Origin of the sequence: Solitalea koreensis, from assembly GCF_900182575.1 — a bacterium.
Classification (GTDB): Bacteria; Bacteroidota; Bacteroidia; order Sphingobacteriales; family Sphingobacteriaceae; genus Solitalea; species Solitalea koreensis.
This window is the reverse complement of sequence record NZ_FXSZ01000010.1, coordinates 52652-69808: the sequence shown is the minus strand read 5'-3', so window position 1 is coordinate 69808 and position 17157 is coordinate 52652. Positions and strand designations below refer to the sequence as shown.

The window sequence follows — 17157 nt, the reverse complement described above, 5'->3', positions numbered from 1 at the left end:
TCAATGCTCTTTTTTTGTCATCATTGAATATTTTAATATGTTTATCAAAGATACCAATCTTCGCAGTTAAGGCTACCGAAGGTTTAGTTCAACACGGGTTTGGCTCAATGGCGGGAGACGTGGTTAATTGAACATTCTACCACGCATCAACTTTTGTGGTGTATTGACAGATTAGTGCTCCGAAATCCGCCACTGCGCCAAGCGCCCAAACGTTATAGGGCATTTTAGGACGACACCTAAATAACTACAGAAACAGAACATTGAAAAGAAAATTCACATACGGACTTTTGACAATTCTACTTTTCGGTGGACTTTATATCGGACTTCGTTTCGCATTTGGGCTTTTTACGCCATACAACTTTTGGTCTGCGGGACAAGATATTAAAAACGGAAAAATACAAATTGTTGAAATTGGAGAAATGCCATTGAACTTTGAGCAAAAACAAAAATTAGCAAACTCCTACGGCTTTAACTTTTATCTATTCGGTTGCAATGTTACAACAGACATTATAAATGGGACAGAATATTACAATGAGGAAATGGTTGACCATTTGGAAAGCAAGTTTGGTGCTGGCTGGTGGATAAAGTTTCGAAATCAAATCGACAGCATTGACAAAGCAGAGACAGAACAGACAGAGACGCCAACAAAAAGACTTTCATTTAAGAACATATCAGAAATTGTCGCAGATAATTCTTATAGCACTTGGGTAAAGCTTCAAGACAGTAGTGCCTCTTTAGCGTTGCATTTTCAATACAAAGACACCTTAGCCGTTTCTTATTCACCAGAATGCTGGCTAATGTTTCCATATAAACTTGACGAAAACAAAATCGTTGTTTATTGGGACAATAATATCGACACCAAATACAACTTTGATATTGTAAAAGCAATTAAGCATACGGACAAAAAATTTCTCGGGCAACCATTTATGATATTGGAACTTGAAAATGATACAACTTTCAAGGCGACTTATCCTATGAAAGAGTTAATTAGAAAAAACCTTATGCTGCAAATGATGGAAACGGATTTGTGGTGAGCGATAAGGAAAAACAGCGGGAACGACCACTGTAGGTGCGTATTGCAGAGCTGAATAAATTGAACCAACTATTAAGCCTCGTAAGGGCAATAAACGATGTTGAAAGCAAGTAGCTACGTTTGTATTTGCGACAAAGTGTAACGGAAACCTGATTACTGGTTACGCAACATCCGGGGTAAAGTTGGCAGGAATGCAATACAGGCTGTTTTATGGAACAAGTGAAATCGTTATCGCTCTGCCAAATCGAGAGAGGAAACAGACGCAAAAGGATGAAGCGAGATAACGGTGGCAGACTAAGCCGTAGTAGCGAGGAAGGTATTGAAAGATACTGGAGCGAAGGACTTAGCTTGTTTAGTTTCAAACCAATTTACAACCAGTTATGGGATGATTGATTATTTTGAGACAAAATCACAACCAATTACCAAAGTAATGGTGTGGCAGGCATACAAAAAAGTAAAGGCCAATAAAGGAAGTTCGGGAATAGATGGGATGAGTTGGGAATACTTGGATAAATACAAGAAAACCGAACTCTACCAACTATGGAACAGACTTACCTCGGGCAGTTATTTTCCCGGGCCTGTACGCCAAGTAGACATTGCGAAGAAAGCCGGAGGAGTGCGTCAATTAGGCATCCCCACCCTTTTAGACCGCATTGCCCAAGAAGTAGTAAAGCACCAGTTAGAAAAGCAGGTAGAGCCCTTATTTCACGAAAGTTCGTACGGATATCGCCCGCATCGGAGTTGTCATGATGCGGTGGCACAAGCCAACCGCAATTCCTTCAATCATGATTTTGTGATAGATCTGGACATCAAAGGCTTCTTTGATACCATCGACCATGAACTTTTGATGAAAGCAGTGAGCCACTATTGCAAAGAAAAATGGGTGCTGCTGTATGTAGCAAGATGGTTAAAAGCAGGCGTTGCTCGCCAAGACGGACACTGCATGAAAACAGAACTTGGCACACCGCAAGGAGGAGTGATCAGTCCATTATTAGCGAATATTTTTCTGCATGTAGTTTTCGACAAATGGATGGAAAAAGAGCATCCTGAAAAGCCCTTTGAACGCTATGCGGATGATATTGTAGTGCATTGCAAAACGGAAAAGCAAGCTCAATTTGTACTTGGTAAAATTACGCAACGTATGGTAGCGTGTAAGCTTACCTTGCATCCGATAAAGACCAAGATCGTAAACTTGCGAGGGAAATCAGAAAAGAAATATCCGAAGAGTTACGATTTTCTAGGTTTTACCATACGGCCCAATAGCGTGAAGTTCAAAGACAAAATTTCAGTGGTACCGAGTGTATTTATCAGCACTAAATCCAGAACGATTATACTGCAAAAGTTCAAATCGTTAGCTATTCATAAACGGAGAGTTTGCATAGAAAAACTAGCGAAAGAACTCTGTCCAATAATACGTGGAATCATGAATTACTTTCATAAATTCTCACATGGGCATATGCGTTATGTTTGGAATCAGTTGAATGCACGACTATTAAAATGGGTGAAATGGGAGAAAGGCTTATACAAATACGATTCAATTAAATGGTTGAAACAAAAGTATAAAACCAGCCCCCAGCTATTTCCGCATTGGCAATTGGTACATCCATAGGCTATTAATTTGTGATTTATAAACAAGAAGAGCCGTGTGAGGTGAGAGTCTCAAGCACGGTTCCGTGAGAACGTGAGGGTGCAATTCCCTTGAGTGACTCGATTAGCGGTCATGCTATTGGACAAAAAAATTATAATGGATAAAATAAATAGCATTAAATTAAAACTTTAATTTCTCATGAAAAAATTAGTCATCAATGCTTTTATTCTTTTTGCTGCAGCCCAGTTGTATGCACAAAAGAAACCGAACATTTTAATTATTATGGTAGATGATGTTGCACCCAATTCACTGAGTTGTTACTCTCATGGTATGCAATACCCAACTCCCAATATTGACCGTATTGCTCAAGGGGGCATTTTATTTACAGACGGTTATGCCCAACCCAGTTGTACTGCAGGCAGGGCTGCCTTAATTACAGGACAGTTACCCATTCGTACTGGGTTAACAACAGTAGGGCAGCCAGGTAATCCACTGGGCCTTAAAAAAGAAGACCCTACTTTAGCCAACCTATTAAAGCCAATGGGTTATATGACTGGCCAAATTGGGAAAAACCACCTTGGCGACCGCAACGAGCATTTGCCAACCGTACATGGTTTCGATATGTTCTATGGCATATTGTACCATCTAAATGTATTGGAAGAACCTCAGCAACCCGATTATCCGAATTCAAAAGCATTTAAGAACAAATATGGACCAAGAGGCATTATTGAATCCTATGCATCTGACAAAGATGATGCTACTGCTGATCCCCGATTTGGAAAGATTGGAAAACAAACCGTAAAAGACCTTGGCCCGCTCACAATTATTGGAATGGAATCTTTTGATGATACCTGCGTAGCAAGGTCAAAAGTATTTATGAAAAAAGCGGTGGATGCTAATAAACCTTTCTTTCTTTGGTTTAATAGTAGCAGGATGCATGTATATACACACCTGAAAAAGGAACATGAGAATCTCGCCACTCCTATTAGCGAAGACGTTGACAAATTTGGCTCAGGTCTTATGGAGCATGATATGCAAGTAGGTCAGTTATTGGATTACTTGAAACAATTGGGTGTAGATGATAATACAATTATTATCTATACCAGTGATAATGGCCCCGAACAATCTACCTGGCCCGATGCAGGTACGACCATGTTTCGCGGAGAAAAAATGACAACCTGGGAGGGTGGTGTACGAGTGCCATTGCTGGTAAGCTGGCCCGGACATATTCCTGCGAGTCAATATCGGAATGGCATTGCATCTCTCGAAGATATATTACCTACCGTAATGGCTGCCGTTGGTGAACCTAAGATTGCTGAGAAGTTAAAAAACGGCTACATAGTGGGCGACATGACCTATAAAGTTTATCTAGACGGTATTAACAACCTTAATTATTGGGAAGGAAAAACTGATACAAGTGCCCGAAACTATTATTATTATTGGTATGAAAGTTCGCTTTCAGGTATTAGGGTAGGGCCATGGAAATTGCTATTTGCTACAAAACCAAACGGAAAGTATAACGAAGACATGGTTAAACATACAATGCCTATGCTGTTTAACCTTCGTAAAGATCCCTTTGAAGTTTATGATGGTGAAACAGGTTTCCGCCACATCATGAAAAAATCGTGGGTTATACAGCCTGCAATTGGCTATATAAATGAGTTAATGGCAACATTCAAAGACTTCCCACCACGTCAGGCTGCTGCATCACTCGACTTGAACAAAGCGGTTGAAAACGCTCTGAATGCAACAACTAAATAAATTTCATCAACAATTTGTCACAATAAACAAGCACGAACCGCTAACAACTAAGCTTTCGTCTTGTCCGCAGGGCATGAGATGAAAGCCGTGTTGAACGGAACCTTTGGTAGCTGTCGGTGCTGTTTATTATGGGGTTATCGAAGAAAGAATTGGGGCTATTACAGGCGGTATTTTAAGAAGATGCCGCCTGTTTTATTTTAAGGAGTTTTTTGAGGCCGATTTCTTTGGGGTAGGCGCATAAGTCCCTTACCCGTTAAATCAGTTGATATGGGGAGTACAGTTTTGGCGAGCGCCCAAAGTCCAATGGGCCGGCGGGCCGCGCTTGTCAAACAACTCAATGGTGATCAGTATGCCTTTTGCAACAAGGGCAGCTTCGGTACAGGCTTTTTACTTTGGTATCGGCAGGCTTTATATTAAGGTTTTGCTGCAAATCTTTCAGCTTTTGGCGCTTCCAGGTACTGCTCAAAAAGCCGTTTGGCTACGTTACCAAGATTTGGTATATTTGAGTAAATTTTAGTCAAAATGGGAAAAAACACCTCAATATCACTCGGAAATCATTTTGAGGATTTTATCAGAGAAGAAGTAAATTCTGGCAGATATGGTTCAGTTAGCGAAGTAATTCGTTCAGCATTACGTTTATTAGAACGTGAAGAAAAAAAAGAAAGAGAATTGATTAAAGCTCTCGAATTCGGCGAAGAAAGCGGATTTGTTGAGAATTTTGATCCAAAACAAAATCTGACCGAACTACATCGCCGACACTTATGAGTAAAAACAAATATCGAATAAGTAAACAAGCGATTGATGATTTAAATGATATTTGGGTTTATACTTTTCACAAATGGTCTAAAGAGCAAGCCGACAGATATTACGACTTAATAATTGGAGAGATTGAATTTATAGCGGACAATTATCAGACTGGAAAATCTGCAGAACAAACTCGAAAAAACTATAGAGTGACAAAAATAAAATCACATCTGATTTTTTATAGAAAAGTAGAGAATGAAAATGTGGAAATCGTCAGAATACTGCATCAGAGAATGGATATAAAGAAACGATTAAAATAAAAAACTGCCATAACAGCTAAGCTTTCGTCTTGTCCGCAAGGCATGCGATGAAAGCCGTGTTGAACGGAACCTTTGGTAGCTGGCGGTGCTGTTTATTATGGGGTTATCGAAGAAAGAATTGGGGCTATTACAGGCGGCATTTTAAGAAGATACCGCCTGTTTTATTTTAAGGAGCTTTTTGTGGCCGATTTCTTTGGGGTAGGCGCATAAGTATCCTTACCCATAAAATTGTAAGTTACATCAACCCTGAAGGATACTTGTTTCTGGATCAAAAAAGAAAACTGGGCATGGTGAAACGGATTCGAAAACAAATCGATAAATTCGGCCTGACTAATGAAGATCTGGGCTTTGAGACCCTTTAATACTCTCTGGTGATTTGATCTACGGATTTACCCTGATCGAATTCCTTTAAAATCCGGGCAGTTTGTTCGGGTGTGAATTTACTCTTTTTCATGTTTTACAATTTAAAGTTAACTTTTGTCTGAGCTTACAACAACACAACAACAAGAGCTTTAAAAAATAACTTTGATAGATGATAAAGCAGACCATTTTAATAATCTTGACATCGCTCGTAATTTCAAGCTGTAACAACGCAGACAAAAAGGCAATGACTTCTAAAACGACAATAGAAAATCAAACAAAACAAGACAGCACAAGCGGTTACGCATCAGTGAATGGACTAAAAATGTATTACGAAATTCACGGACAAGGTAAACCACTTGTTTTGGTTCACGGTGGCGGTTCTACAATTCAGACAAATTTTGAAAATATCATTCCGTTATTATCTCAAAATCGAAAGGTAGTTGCTGTTGAATTACAATCTCACGGACGGACAAGCGACCGAAACGCAGACCTTACATTTGAGCAAGATGCAGACGATATTGCCGCTTTACTCAAATATTTAGGCATTGACAAAGCAGACTTTTTAGGTTTCAGTAACGGCGGAACAACGACTTTACAAATTGCTATTCGACACGCTGAATTAGTGGACAAAATTATTTTATGTTCAGCACTTGCCAAACGCAACGGAGTTCCCGACTGGTTTTGGGGTTTTATGTCGCAAGCCAAGTTAGAAAATATGCCAGTACAACTAAAAGACGGCTACAAAAAAGTAGCAGCAGACACAAATGGTTTACAAGTCATGCACGACAGAGATGTTAAAAGAATGGTAAACTTCAAAGACATTCCAGACGAGCAAATTAAAGCTATTGTAGTTCCAACTTTAATCATCATTGGCGACAATGACGTTATTACACCTGAACATGCTATTGAACTACACCGACAAATTGCCAATTCGGAATTAGCTATTATTCCTGGCGGACACGGGGAATATATTGGAGAAGTAACAACTATAACAGCCGACTTTAAAGAAAGCGATCTTGTAGTGCCAATGATTGAAAAGTTTCTTGACAAAAAGACTAAAAAGTAATCTGACCGACACCGATTGGCGAGAAGCACGAACCGCTAACAAATGCATGCGCAATGGTGGGTTTTGGTTTAAGGTAAAAGTGTTATCTTTTAAAATACGTTTTTGCAATGGGGACAGTAACGCACATCTTACACCCACAATAAATGGAATTTAAATTAGAGACATATCTCGGAATACTCCGGACGAAGAATTAATTGCCGACATACAAAATGTTGCATCGAAATTAAAGAAGAATACCGTGACCATTCTGAATATGAAGAACATGGTAAATTTCATCCATCTACATTACAGAGAAAATTTGGCTCTTGGTTTAAAGTATTAGAACTTGCCCAACTCGAAGCAAGTAGAAGTAAATTATTTGAAGAGGTTTGGATTAAACCCCGCCTTCGGCAAGCAGCAAACCGTTATGCGTCATGCTTGCGTTACATCGGAGCTTCAAACTTATGCAAGAAATGACTAATATTTATCATCTCATGCTTTGATCATAGTCATTTGACTGGAAGTCAAGCGCTGTAATTTTGCAACAAATATTTACCGTGCTTTAAGCATGGCAGAAGTTGATCAAAGCAAATAAAGCACTCATGAAAAATTTGGATATAAAATATCCGGAAGCTACTTATTACATCATAACATTTATCATTTCCTGGGGAGGACTTGTGCTGCTTATTGGTGGTCCAAGTAAAATTACTTCTCAGCCAACTAATGCCCCCTTTTTACCTCTGTATTTATTAACAGTAGCCGGTCCCATGATTTCAGGAGTTCTTTTGACCGGACTGTATCATGGGAAGAAAGGTTATCGGGATTTGTTTTCCCGGTTGTTTAAATGGCGCATACCTGCCAGGTGGTATGCAATTGCTCTTTTAATCGCTCCACTTTCTGTCTTCGCAGCACTTTTTGCACTTTCATTATTTTCCCCAGTATTTATGCCGGGTATATTCGACTCCGGTAACAATCCTGTAGCTTCGGCGTTTGGATTACCAGGAGGTGATAAAATAACCTTAGTATTGTTCGTTTTTATGCTTGGTCTTTTTAATGGCTTTGTCGAAGAACTTGGATGGACAGGATTTACAACTCCAATGCTAATACTAAATCAAAATCTTATAAAAGCAGGTATTACTCTGGGCATCATGTGGGGATTATGGCACTTGCTTTCAAATTATTTAGGAAGCGCTGCCGAAGCTGGAAGTATCTCTTTACTCTTATACCTGCCGGTAATGCTTTTCTCTTTTCTTCCACCTTTTAGAATACTTATGATATGGGTTTACAGGCATACTGGAAGTTTATTGATAGCTGTGTTGATGCATGCAAGCCTTGATATGTTCTGGATGCTTTCCATGCCGATTTCAATAACAGGCAAAGAACGTATGGTTTGGTATATACTGTGGGCAGTTGTGCTTTGGAGCATTGTAATAATAATTGGCATAGTCGACAATAAAAAGAAAGTTGAATGAAAAGACTTTTTATTAAATTAAACCCTTAAAGGGTTCGGAATTATTAGTATTTAAAGCATTTCAGACTGACAACTGAACACGAATTGTAAAGCTGTAACTGATGGAAAAACTGCCGCTAATAAAAAAAGGATACAGCAGAAAAGAACAACATGCACAAAAGATGGTTGCTCAACCCAGATGGCAGCGGATTACTCTGCTGATTGTTCTTGGTTACGAGGGGGCAGGATGCTTGCTAGGCGGAGCCTTTCTCCTTGCGGCACCGGACGGTAGATACATGGATATGCCGGCTGGTATGATGCATGGCGCCTTCCGTGATTTCCTCATTCCCGGCATCATCCTCTTCGGATTGGGTATCCTGAACACGTTTGCTTTTTTTACAGTCCTTCGCAGAACCGCTTCCGACTGGTTTATGGCGGGGCTTGCTTTAGGCGGACTATTCATCTGGTTCGTTGTAGAAATTATAATTCTACAGGAACTGCATTGGCTGCACGCCATGTGGGGACTTCCGGTTTTACTGGGATTGGTGGTCACTATCCCGTTAATTGTTTTGCGACATGATACAGCGATTATGCGAAAAGCTTTGCTCACTTGTGGCATCCTTTCTTCACTATGGTATGTCGCAATAAATATTTTTGTTCCAATGATGTATGATGAATACAGCATGGCTTCTTTGACCGTAAGCGAATTGTCCGCAATAGGTGCTTCGACAAGAATAGTATGGGTGTTGCTTGCAATGCTGTATCTTCTGCTTTTGATTGCCTTTGGATGGGGAGTGCTGAAATCATCAGGACGTAGCCGCCAACTGCGGATTGCAGGAAATTTAATTATTGCATACTGTATTATGAACTTCTACTGGCCACCGATGCACCAGCGTGAAGTAATTGCAGCGGGGGGAGGAACCCTGACCGACACCTTGCATATCATTTGGGCAATGATGACGCTACTCTTCAATATATTTCTTATGGGGTTCGGGGCAGCGGCTTTAGGAAAACGGTTTCGCATTTATACCATCGCGACTTGGTTAGTCTTTATTGTATTTGGTATTTTGACCTTTATGGAATCTCCCGGCATAGAAGCAAATCTGCCAACGCCCCATATTGGGCTTTGGGAACGCATCAATATGGGTGCTTTCTTGTTGTGGATAATTGTGTTCGCATTTGTTCTTTTAAAGATTGAAAGATTATCGATTATTGGCACTGTGCATTTGGAGAATAGTAGCACGAACGCATAACAGCACCTAAGCGAAAATGCGGAGTTAGTGCAAGTTGCAAATGCAGTTTCAGGAAGAGTTGTGCTTTTGATTTATATTTGTGCCAGCAGAAAGTGAGTGCAAATAAATTCCGCACTTCGCCTAGCTGCAACCCGTTAGCAGTAATCCCATCTGTTGTGGAGAAACTGGCTCCTTCGGCTAACGTTATCACTTTTCTCAACTTTTTCTTAAATTAAATAAGCACTTTGTAAGGCCGTTTTAAAAAGTGTCGCTTTAAAAGCACGAGCGCCATCCTGCTTGAGATATTTGCCTTGTCTCCAGGGGCGGCATCCCGAATCCAATCGGGATAACCCCGTTCAGAATATTTTCTTTGCTTAAAGCACATCTCCTAAGAGCTTTTTTATGTCAGAGAATTTGGAGTTTACCTAAGGGAAGTAACCCCGGCTGAAAATAGCCTTAAGAAATGCTGCCAATGCCATGGAACCTGAAAGATTCGACGCTTTTGAGGGATTTTTTTCAACGCATCAACTTTCGCAAAGGACGCGGATCGGCCAACAAACGTAGCTGTTGACAATCCACCCAAAAAGAAGCCGCTGAGAATTGAATGTGCAATTTTCAGCGGCTTCTTTGTTGATACGTGTTTTACTGAAAACTCAAGGGTTGACAGCAAATGAAAGTAGGGTTTACGGCTCGGGAGGAAGCCTTTCTTTTATTGTTAATGGGGTAAAACCTCTTTTAGTTTTGTTCAATTTCTTTTAAACTATCCATTTTCTTGTAGGCTAAGAATCCCTTGATGTCTTCAAAGTGCTCACGGACGCGTTTATTGCCAAACTCGAATACTTTCTTTACCAGCCCATCCAAGAAATCCCGATCATGGGATACTAAAATTAAAGTTCCATCAAAATCCTTCAAGGCGTCTTTGATAATGTCTTTAGTTTTCATGTCCAAATGGTTCGTTGGCTCATCCAGAATCAACACATTTACGGGTTCCAACAGTAATTTTATCATGGCTAGGCGTGTTTTCTCGCCACCTGAAAGCACTTTCACCTTTTTTGTAGTATCATCGCCACTGAACATAAAAGCACCCAAAAGGTCTTTGATTTTTATTGTGCCATCGCTTAACGGAATCTGGTCAATGGTTTCAAATACGGTTAAATTTTCATCCAGCAAAGCGGCCTGATTTTGGGCAAAGTAGCCAATCTTAGCATTGTGACCTACTTTTAATCCGCCTTCAAAATCAATCTCGCCCATGATGGCTTTGATCATTGTCGACTTACCTTCACCGTTTTTACCTACAAAAGCTACTTTTTCACCTCGTTCAATCACCATCGATGCTTTTTCAAACACAACGTGATCTCCATACGTTTTGGTCAGTTCTTCTACCATTACCGGATACTGGCCTGAACGTGGCGATGGAGGAAACTTCAATCGCAATGCTGAAGTATCCACTTCATCAATCTCAATAATTTCGAGCTTTTCGAGCATCTTTACACGTGATTGCACCTGCAAAGTTTTGGAGTAGGTTCCCCTGAATCGGTCTATAAATTCTTGGTTATCTGCTATAAAACGTTGTTGTTCCTCGTAAGCTTTCAGTTGGTGCACCCGACGCTCAGCACGTAACTGAAGATAATGACTGTATTTGGCTTTGTAATCATATATTCTACCCATGGTAACCTCAATGGTACGATTGGTAATGTTATCTACAAAAGCACGGTCGTGCGAGATCACCATAACCGCCTTTGCCGAGTTGATCAAAAAATCTTCCAACCATTGTATGCTTTCGATATCCATATGGTTGGTAGGCTCATCAAGTAAGATGAGATCAGGTTTCTTTAACAGAATTTTAGCCAACTCGATACGCATGCGCCATCCACCCGAAAACTCAGACGTTTGACGAGTAAAATCCTCGCGCTCGAAGCCTAAGCCTTTCAGCACCTTTTCTACCTCTGCATCATAATTAGTTTCTTCAATTGAATAAAATTTTTCACTCAGTTCCGACATGCGTTCGATCAGCTTCATGTAGTCAGCACTTTCGTAATCGGTACGAATAGTCAGTTGTTCATTCAACCCATCAAGCTCTTTTTGCATCTGGTTTACCTCATCGAAGGCTTTCATGGCTTCTTCAAATACGGTAACATTATCCTGAGTAAGCAAATGCTGCGGCAAATACGCTATTACCGCGTCTTTGGGACCGGTTACGGTACCGGAAGTAGGCCTAGCCGCATTGGCAATAATCTTTAAGATGGTCGACTTGCCTGCACCATTCTTGCCCATTAGGGCAATCTTATCATTCTCGTTTATCGAAAAGGTTACGTCACTAAATAGTGTGGTTCCGCCAAATGAAACGGATATGTTATTTACATTAATCAAAGTATGGGAATATTAAATTTTGTTGGCAAAGATAAGGGAAAGACATTGGTTATAGTGAGAGAAATGTAGGCTTGTAAGTTTAAAAAGAGAAGGCATGTGCTTCGTTATGTTTAAGTTATGGCCACTGAAATGGCGGTTTTTTACCTTGAAAAGAGGAAGTGATGGTTTTGTTTAATAAAAAAACCGCATTTTTCTAGCTGAAAATGCGGTTTTTGTATTTTTTGTGCAGGATCAATAATGTCTTAAAAAAAACTGCGTTTTCAGCTAATATTGGCTGTTCTTATTCTTTGTTCAATAAACTTGGAGAAGTTGTCCTATCCGTTTACGTGGTATTCTGCAATTTTTAGTTCGATTCAAAAAGCATGCAATAACTATAAACAATCTAAGAATTTAGAATGATATTTTTAATTAATTCTTTTAAACTGTCGTATTTATTGTTTGAGATATGATTCGAGAATCAATCTTACCTACACCTTCTGGTAGACATAAAGGGAACCTATTTATCATGTGTTATGTTATCAGGACTTGAAACAAAATTGTCTGGACATTGAAATCAGATATTTTAGTAAAAAATTGAGACTAGAATAGGATTTGACATCCGTGAAAAAGATTTACCTAATAGAAGAATGGCATGATCCTTTCATTTATATAATGAAAATTAATTTTAATGAGATCATTCAACGCTGAAACTAATCCTTCATTAATACTTTCCATGTTTTTTACAAATCATTCATTATCAATATATTTTATAAATATAATTTAAAATTTTCGTTTAAATTATTATATTCAACTATCTAATTTATAAACACTTACTATGAGAAGAATTTTGTATATAGTTGCTGTAATCCTTGTTATAGGATGGCTTCTTGGTTTAACCGTGGGGAACTACGGTAATATTATACATATATTACTAGTACTTGCAGTAATATCGCTTCTTTTATCGTTTTTAGACAAATCGACATAGAAAATAGAAAGCTGATAAAGCCACTCCGGGATCACATTCTTCTGTAATTGCTATTCAGCTGTAAGTTGAGGTATTTGGTCCCTTTATCCCAATCTGGATTTACGATGAAATTTCGATCAAAAATCTTGGGTTAATAGTTGAGCAAACTTAAGTAAGATTGATTTTTGCTTTGATATATGATGATAAGATAATAAAGTAGCACCCAAGCGTCCTTTAGCATACCCCAGGGTTTTATTCATGGTACAACCCAAATTGTAGTTATCCGCAAATTGGGAGGCAAACTTGATTTCCTCAAAATATAACAAGCTGGAGGCACCACTCGGATTGCAATCCCTATCAAAAGCCCCTAGCAGGGCATAGGTACAACCGGCATCCCATACTAAAAACGAAGTACAATGAATGGTGCCTTTTTCATCAATCGCGTAGGATATTTTACCACAGTTATTCCTTAGCGCTGCATCATGAATACGTTTAAACAGTTTATAAGAGTAATTGATTTTCTTTCCTATCTTTTTTAAGATGTGCTCATGGTATTGATAAAAGGCTTCAGGCGAAAGGTCTTGCTTAATTTGAATGTTCTTTTCGGCCTTACGGATGCGGCTTCGGGTTTCCTTGGGAAAATTAGCATGAACTTTTTGCCAGTCCGAAATGCTGCTCACTTCCCTTTTCTTCTTTTGACTCCTTTTTGTTGAAGAAGCCGAAAAACCCGATAGGCCGAAAACCACAGCTAACTCAATCTGAAAGTTGCTTGTTTGTTGAAAAAGTCAGGTATTTTTTCTATTAGGATAAGCAACTTCGGAGTTTGATCTTTTTTCTTAAAATTAGGTTGTGACCTTCTGATACAATTCATTCACTTTGTACTTTATCCATTCCTCTTGGCTTCTTCTGGAATGGTCAATACCAAGGTAATAACGTGAACACCTAAAGGGTCATAATATTCAATCGAATATTTATTAGTCCCAATTTGATAAATGTTTTGTTTGATTTTGTAGGTGAATTGGCTGGGCTTTTTAATTATCGTTGTCAAGTCAATTTAGATTAGTAAAACAATATGATAACAAACCTTAAAAAAGCATTCATTTAACTTAGGGGTATTTGCTATATAAATTTACAAAATGCTCTAATTTTATGGACGAAGAATTTCACCAACTTCAAATAGATGATAAGTAGGGGAGTAGCCAAATTTTGAACCCAACAAAAAGAGATTATCTGGTATTAGGTCATTCACTCCTCACTCGATTAGGTTATAATTATTTCAGAATTTGTTAACGAAAAGACTTTAGCCTCAAGCCGCGCTATTAATCCGGCAGGATTTCGGAGTGGAGTAATTTTTGATGAGTCATGATAAGAACAAAAAAATGACAGAGCAAAAATTTGATTTCGGAATAATTGGTTTGGGAACTATGGGCCGTAATCTGGTTTTCAATATGAACGATCACGGATATAATGTGATTGGTTTTGATAAAAATAATTCACAGGTCGAATTATTGAACAAAGAGGCCGGAGATCCAACTATAAGGGGCACATCAAAACTAAAGGAGTTTGTGAATGGATTGAAAAAACCGAGGGTAATCCTGTTACTTGTTCCTGCCGGAAAAGTAGTAGATGAGGTAATCAATGAACTAAAACCGGTTTTATCTGAAAATGATTTATTGATGGATTGCGGTAATTCTCATTTCACTGATACCAATGAAAGGATTGATGAATTAGCAAAATCAAAAATTCATTTCATGGGAGTAGGTATTTCAGGAGGAGAATCTGGGGCGCGCTATGGTCCGAGTATCATGCCAGGAGGGGCAAAAAGTGTGTATGAACGAGTTTCAACGATGCTGGAATCTATTTCTGCCAAAGTGAATAATGAACCTTGTGTAACATGGCTGGGACCTGGTTCTACAGGACACTATGTAAAAATGGTGCATAATGGAATTGAATATGGATTGATGCAACTCATCGCTGAAACCTATCATTTGTTAAAAAAAGCAGGAGGATTTAATAATGATGAACTGCATAAAATATATTCAATATGGAATGAAGGCATTGTACAATCATTTCTGATAGAAATTACTGCTGATATTTTTAAACAGAATGATGAGCTGACAAAAAACCGTCTCATCGATATGATACTTGATAGTGCTCAGCAAAAAGGCACCGGGGGATGGACTTCCGAAGATGGAATGAAATTACAAGTGCCACTTCCTGTTATTGATATTGCCGTTTCCATGCGCGACTTATCGGTTTACAAAATAGAACGTCAAGCTGCAGAATTAAAGCTCACGAATGAGGAAATCAAGTTCAGCGGAAACAAAAATGAATTAGTAGGCTGGTTAGAACAAGCCCTTTATTTTTCGATGATCACTACTTACGCTCAAGGGATGGAATTATTGAACCGAGCTTCCCAAGCATATAAATACGATTTAAAATTAGCTGACATTGCGAAAATCTGGAGAGGGGGATGCATCATCCGTTCTTTCTTATTAGAAGATATAGGTTTGGCTTTTACGCAGCAACCTAATTTATCAAACCTTTTGTTGAGTGACCTGTTTTCAACAAAATTAATCCACTCACAAATTGGTATTCGTAAAGTAATTCAAATCGGAGTAGAAACCGGAATTCCTCTTCCTGCGATGATGGGCTCATTGGCTTATTACGATAGTTACTGTAGTGGGTGGCTGCCCGCCAATTTAATTCAGGCACAGCGTGATTACTTTGGTGCACATACCTATAAACGTAACGATAAAGAAGGAGTGTTTCACACGCATTGGAATCAAAGGAAATAATAAAATGGAACAAACAACTAAGGTAAAACCAACCATCATTATTATTCTTGGTGCCACCGGTGATTTAACATGGCGTAAATTGATTCCTGCGATTTATAATCTGTGGTTGGATAAATGGATACCAGATGAATTTGCAGTGATCGGAGTTGGTCGACAAGAAAATACCGGAAATGAATTTCAGAAACATTTGCGTGAAGGTTTAGACAAGTTTTCCAGGAGAGGTGAATCAAAAAAAAATGATTGGGATCAATTCGAAAAGTGTCTTAGCTACCAGAGTGGTGATTTTAATAACGTCTCTACATATAGAGCTATAGAAAAACAAATAAATCTATTTGAAAAAAAATGGAAAGTAACTGCGAATCTCATTTTTTATCTTGCGGTTCCCCCAATTTTTTTTGAGGAAATAGCATTGAAGTTAGGCAGTTCGGGGCTGGCCGACAATAAATTGCAAAGCCGCATTGTCATTGAAAAACCTTTCGGCCACGATCTTGAAAGCGCCAAACATCTGAATAATTTACTGCATACCATTTTTGATGAATCACAGATTTATCGTATTGATCATTATCTGGGAAAAGAAACCGTACAGAATATTCTCGCCTTTCGGTTTGCCAATGCCCTGTTTGAACCCATATGGAACCGTAATTACATTGATCATGTTCAGATAACGGTAGCTGAACAATTAGGCGTAGAGAACAGAGGAAACTATTATGAAACTGCCGGTGCACTTCGTGATATGATACAAAATCACCTCTTGCAGTTGCTCTGTCTGGTTACCATGGAACCTCCTGTTTCTTTTGAAGCAGATGAAGTACGCAATCGAAAGGTAGATGTGTTGAACGCCTTACGAAAAATTCGTCCGGAAGGAGTTCGTCAGTTTGCAGTACGCGGACAATATGGAGCGGGATGGATTAAGGGAAAAAAGGCAAAAGGTTATAGAGAAGAGAACGATGTGAGTAAAGATTCAACGAAAGAAACTTTTGCTGCACTAAAATTATTCATTGACAACTGGAGGTGGCAAGGCGTTCCTTTTTATCTGCGAACGGGTAAACGAATGAATGAAACAAATTCAGTGATCACGATACAATTCAAGCCGGTACCACATCAATCATTTCCACCGGAAGCCACAGGTTACTGGCAACCCAACAGGCTCGTATTGAATATACAACCACACATGGGAATCCGTATGCGATTCCAGGCAAAGCGTCCGGGACTTACTATGCTTCTATATCCTGTTGATATGCAGTTCAACTATAACGAATCCTATACATCGGGAACACCAGAAGCATATGAAACATTGTTGCTGGATATTATGGAAGGCGACTCTACCTTGTTTATGCGCTCTGATCAGGTAGAAGCTGCATGGAAGACGCTTATGCCGGTTATCAATTCATGGGATAGGAATCCTTCTGTGAACTTCCCGAACTATGAAGCCGGAACTCAGGGACCGGAAGATGCTGAAGCACTCATTGCAAAAGACGGACACAGTTGGATTGTTATGCCTCAGGAATAA

14 protein-coding genes are annotated in these 17157 nt (G+C 39.2%); 12 read left to right on the top strand and 2 right to left on the bottom strand.

The features are described 5' to 3' along the window. Positions 1 to 260: 260 nt before the first annotated feature. The 9 genes from FN756_RS12990 to FN756_RS12950 all read left to right on the top strand — a co-directional run bounded on the left by FN756_RS12990 (position 261) and on the right by FN756_RS12950 (position 9557). Positions 261 to 1034: an FEKKY domain-containing protein gene (locus tag FN756_RS12990; protein ID WP_142604542.1), complete on the top strand. Its 774-nt coding sequence runs from the start codon at positions 261 to 263 to the stop codon at positions 1032 to 1034. A 384-nt stretch (positions 1035 to 1418) separates the two neighbouring features. After that, on the top strand, positions 1419 to 2642 hold the full coding sequence (gene ltrA, locus FN756_RS12985; protein WP_142604541.1) for a group II intron reverse transcriptase/maturase: 1224 nt from the start codon (positions 1419 to 1421) through the stop codon (positions 2640 to 2642). A 177-nt stretch (positions 2643 to 2819) separates the two neighbouring features. Next, positions 2820 to 4382, top strand: a complete 1563-nt coding sequence (locus FN756_RS12980) for an arylsulfatase (RefSeq protein WP_142604540.1) — start codon at positions 2820 to 2822, stop codon at positions 4380 to 4382. Between the two features lie 522 nt (positions 4383 to 4904). Next, positions 4905 to 5147, top strand: coding sequence for a type II toxin-antitoxin system ParD family antitoxin (locus FN756_RS12970; RefSeq protein ID WP_142604538.1), 243 nt, complete (start codon positions 4905 to 4907; stop codon positions 5145 to 5147). Next, the gene (locus FN756_RS12965; RefSeq protein WP_142604537.1) at positions 5144 to 5446 is read left to right on the top strand and encodes a type II toxin-antitoxin system RelE/ParE family toxin; all 303 of its coding nucleotides are present in this window, start codon (positions 5144 to 5146) and stop codon (positions 5444 to 5446) included. The genes FN756_RS12970 and FN756_RS12965 overlap by 4 nt, the downstream gene beginning before the upstream one ends. A gap of 607 nt (positions 5447 to 6053) precedes the next feature. Continuing rightward, a complete protein-coding gene (locus tag FN756_RS12960) occupies positions 6054 to 6875 on the top strand; it encodes an alpha/beta fold hydrolase (protein ID WP_246085474.1) in 822 nt (273 codons plus the stop codon). A gap of 165 nt (positions 6876 to 7040) precedes the next feature. Beyond that, on the top strand, positions 7041 to 7331 hold the full coding sequence (locus tag FN756_RS14800; protein ID WP_221929064.1) for a homing endonuclease associated repeat-containing protein: 291 nt from the start codon (positions 7041 to 7043) through the stop codon (positions 7329 to 7331). A 125-nt stretch (positions 7332 to 7456) separates the two neighbouring features. Continuing rightward, on the top strand, positions 7457 to 8326 hold the full coding sequence (locus tag FN756_RS12955; protein ID WP_142604535.1) for a CPBP family intramembrane glutamic endopeptidase: 870 nt from the start codon (positions 7457 to 7459) through the stop codon (positions 8324 to 8326). A 100-nt stretch (positions 8327 to 8426) separates the two neighbouring features. Beyond that, positions 8427 to 9557 carry a DUF998 domain-containing protein gene (locus tag FN756_RS12950; protein WP_142604534.1) on the top strand — a complete coding sequence of 377 codons (1131 nt, stop codon included), beginning with the start codon at positions 8427 to 8429 and terminating at the stop codon, positions 9555 to 9557. A 714-nt stretch (positions 9558 to 10271) separates the two neighbouring features. On the opposite strand, the gene FN756_RS12940 is transcribed toward FN756_RS12950, so the two are convergent. Next, positions 10272 to 11906: an ABC-F family ATP-binding cassette domain-containing protein gene (locus FN756_RS12940; protein WP_142604532.1), complete on the bottom strand. Its 1635-nt coding sequence runs from the start codon at positions 11904 to 11906 to the stop codon at positions 10272 to 10274. An 814-nt stretch (positions 11907 to 12720) separates the two neighbouring features. Here FN756_RS12940 and FN756_RS12935 point away from each other — a divergent pair. Continuing rightward, a complete protein-coding gene (locus FN756_RS12935; protein ID WP_142604531.1) occupies positions 12721 to 12870 on the top strand; it encodes a lmo0937 family membrane protein in 150 nt (49 codons plus the stop codon). 116 nt (positions 12871 to 12986) lie between these two features. Here the strand turns inward: FN756_RS12935 and FN756_RS12930 are convergent, their stop codons facing one another. Beyond that, positions 12987 to 13529, bottom strand: coding sequence for a hypothetical protein (locus FN756_RS12930; protein WP_142604530.1), 543 nt, complete (start codon positions 13527 to 13529; stop codon positions 12987 to 12989). A gap of 699 nt (positions 13530 to 14228) precedes the next feature. Here FN756_RS12930 and gndA point away from each other — a divergent pair. After that, positions 14229 to 15647: an NADP-dependent phosphogluconate dehydrogenase gene (gndA, locus tag FN756_RS12925; RefSeq protein ID WP_142604529.1), complete on the top strand. Its 1419-nt coding sequence runs from the start codon at positions 14229 to 14231 to the stop codon at positions 15645 to 15647. A 4-nt stretch (positions 15648 to 15651) separates the two neighbouring features. Further along, complete coding sequence (gene zwf, locus FN756_RS12920) at positions 15652 to 17157, top strand: glucose-6-phosphate dehydrogenase (RefSeq protein WP_142604528.1); 1506 nt, start codon at positions 15652 to 15654, stop codon at positions 17155 to 17157.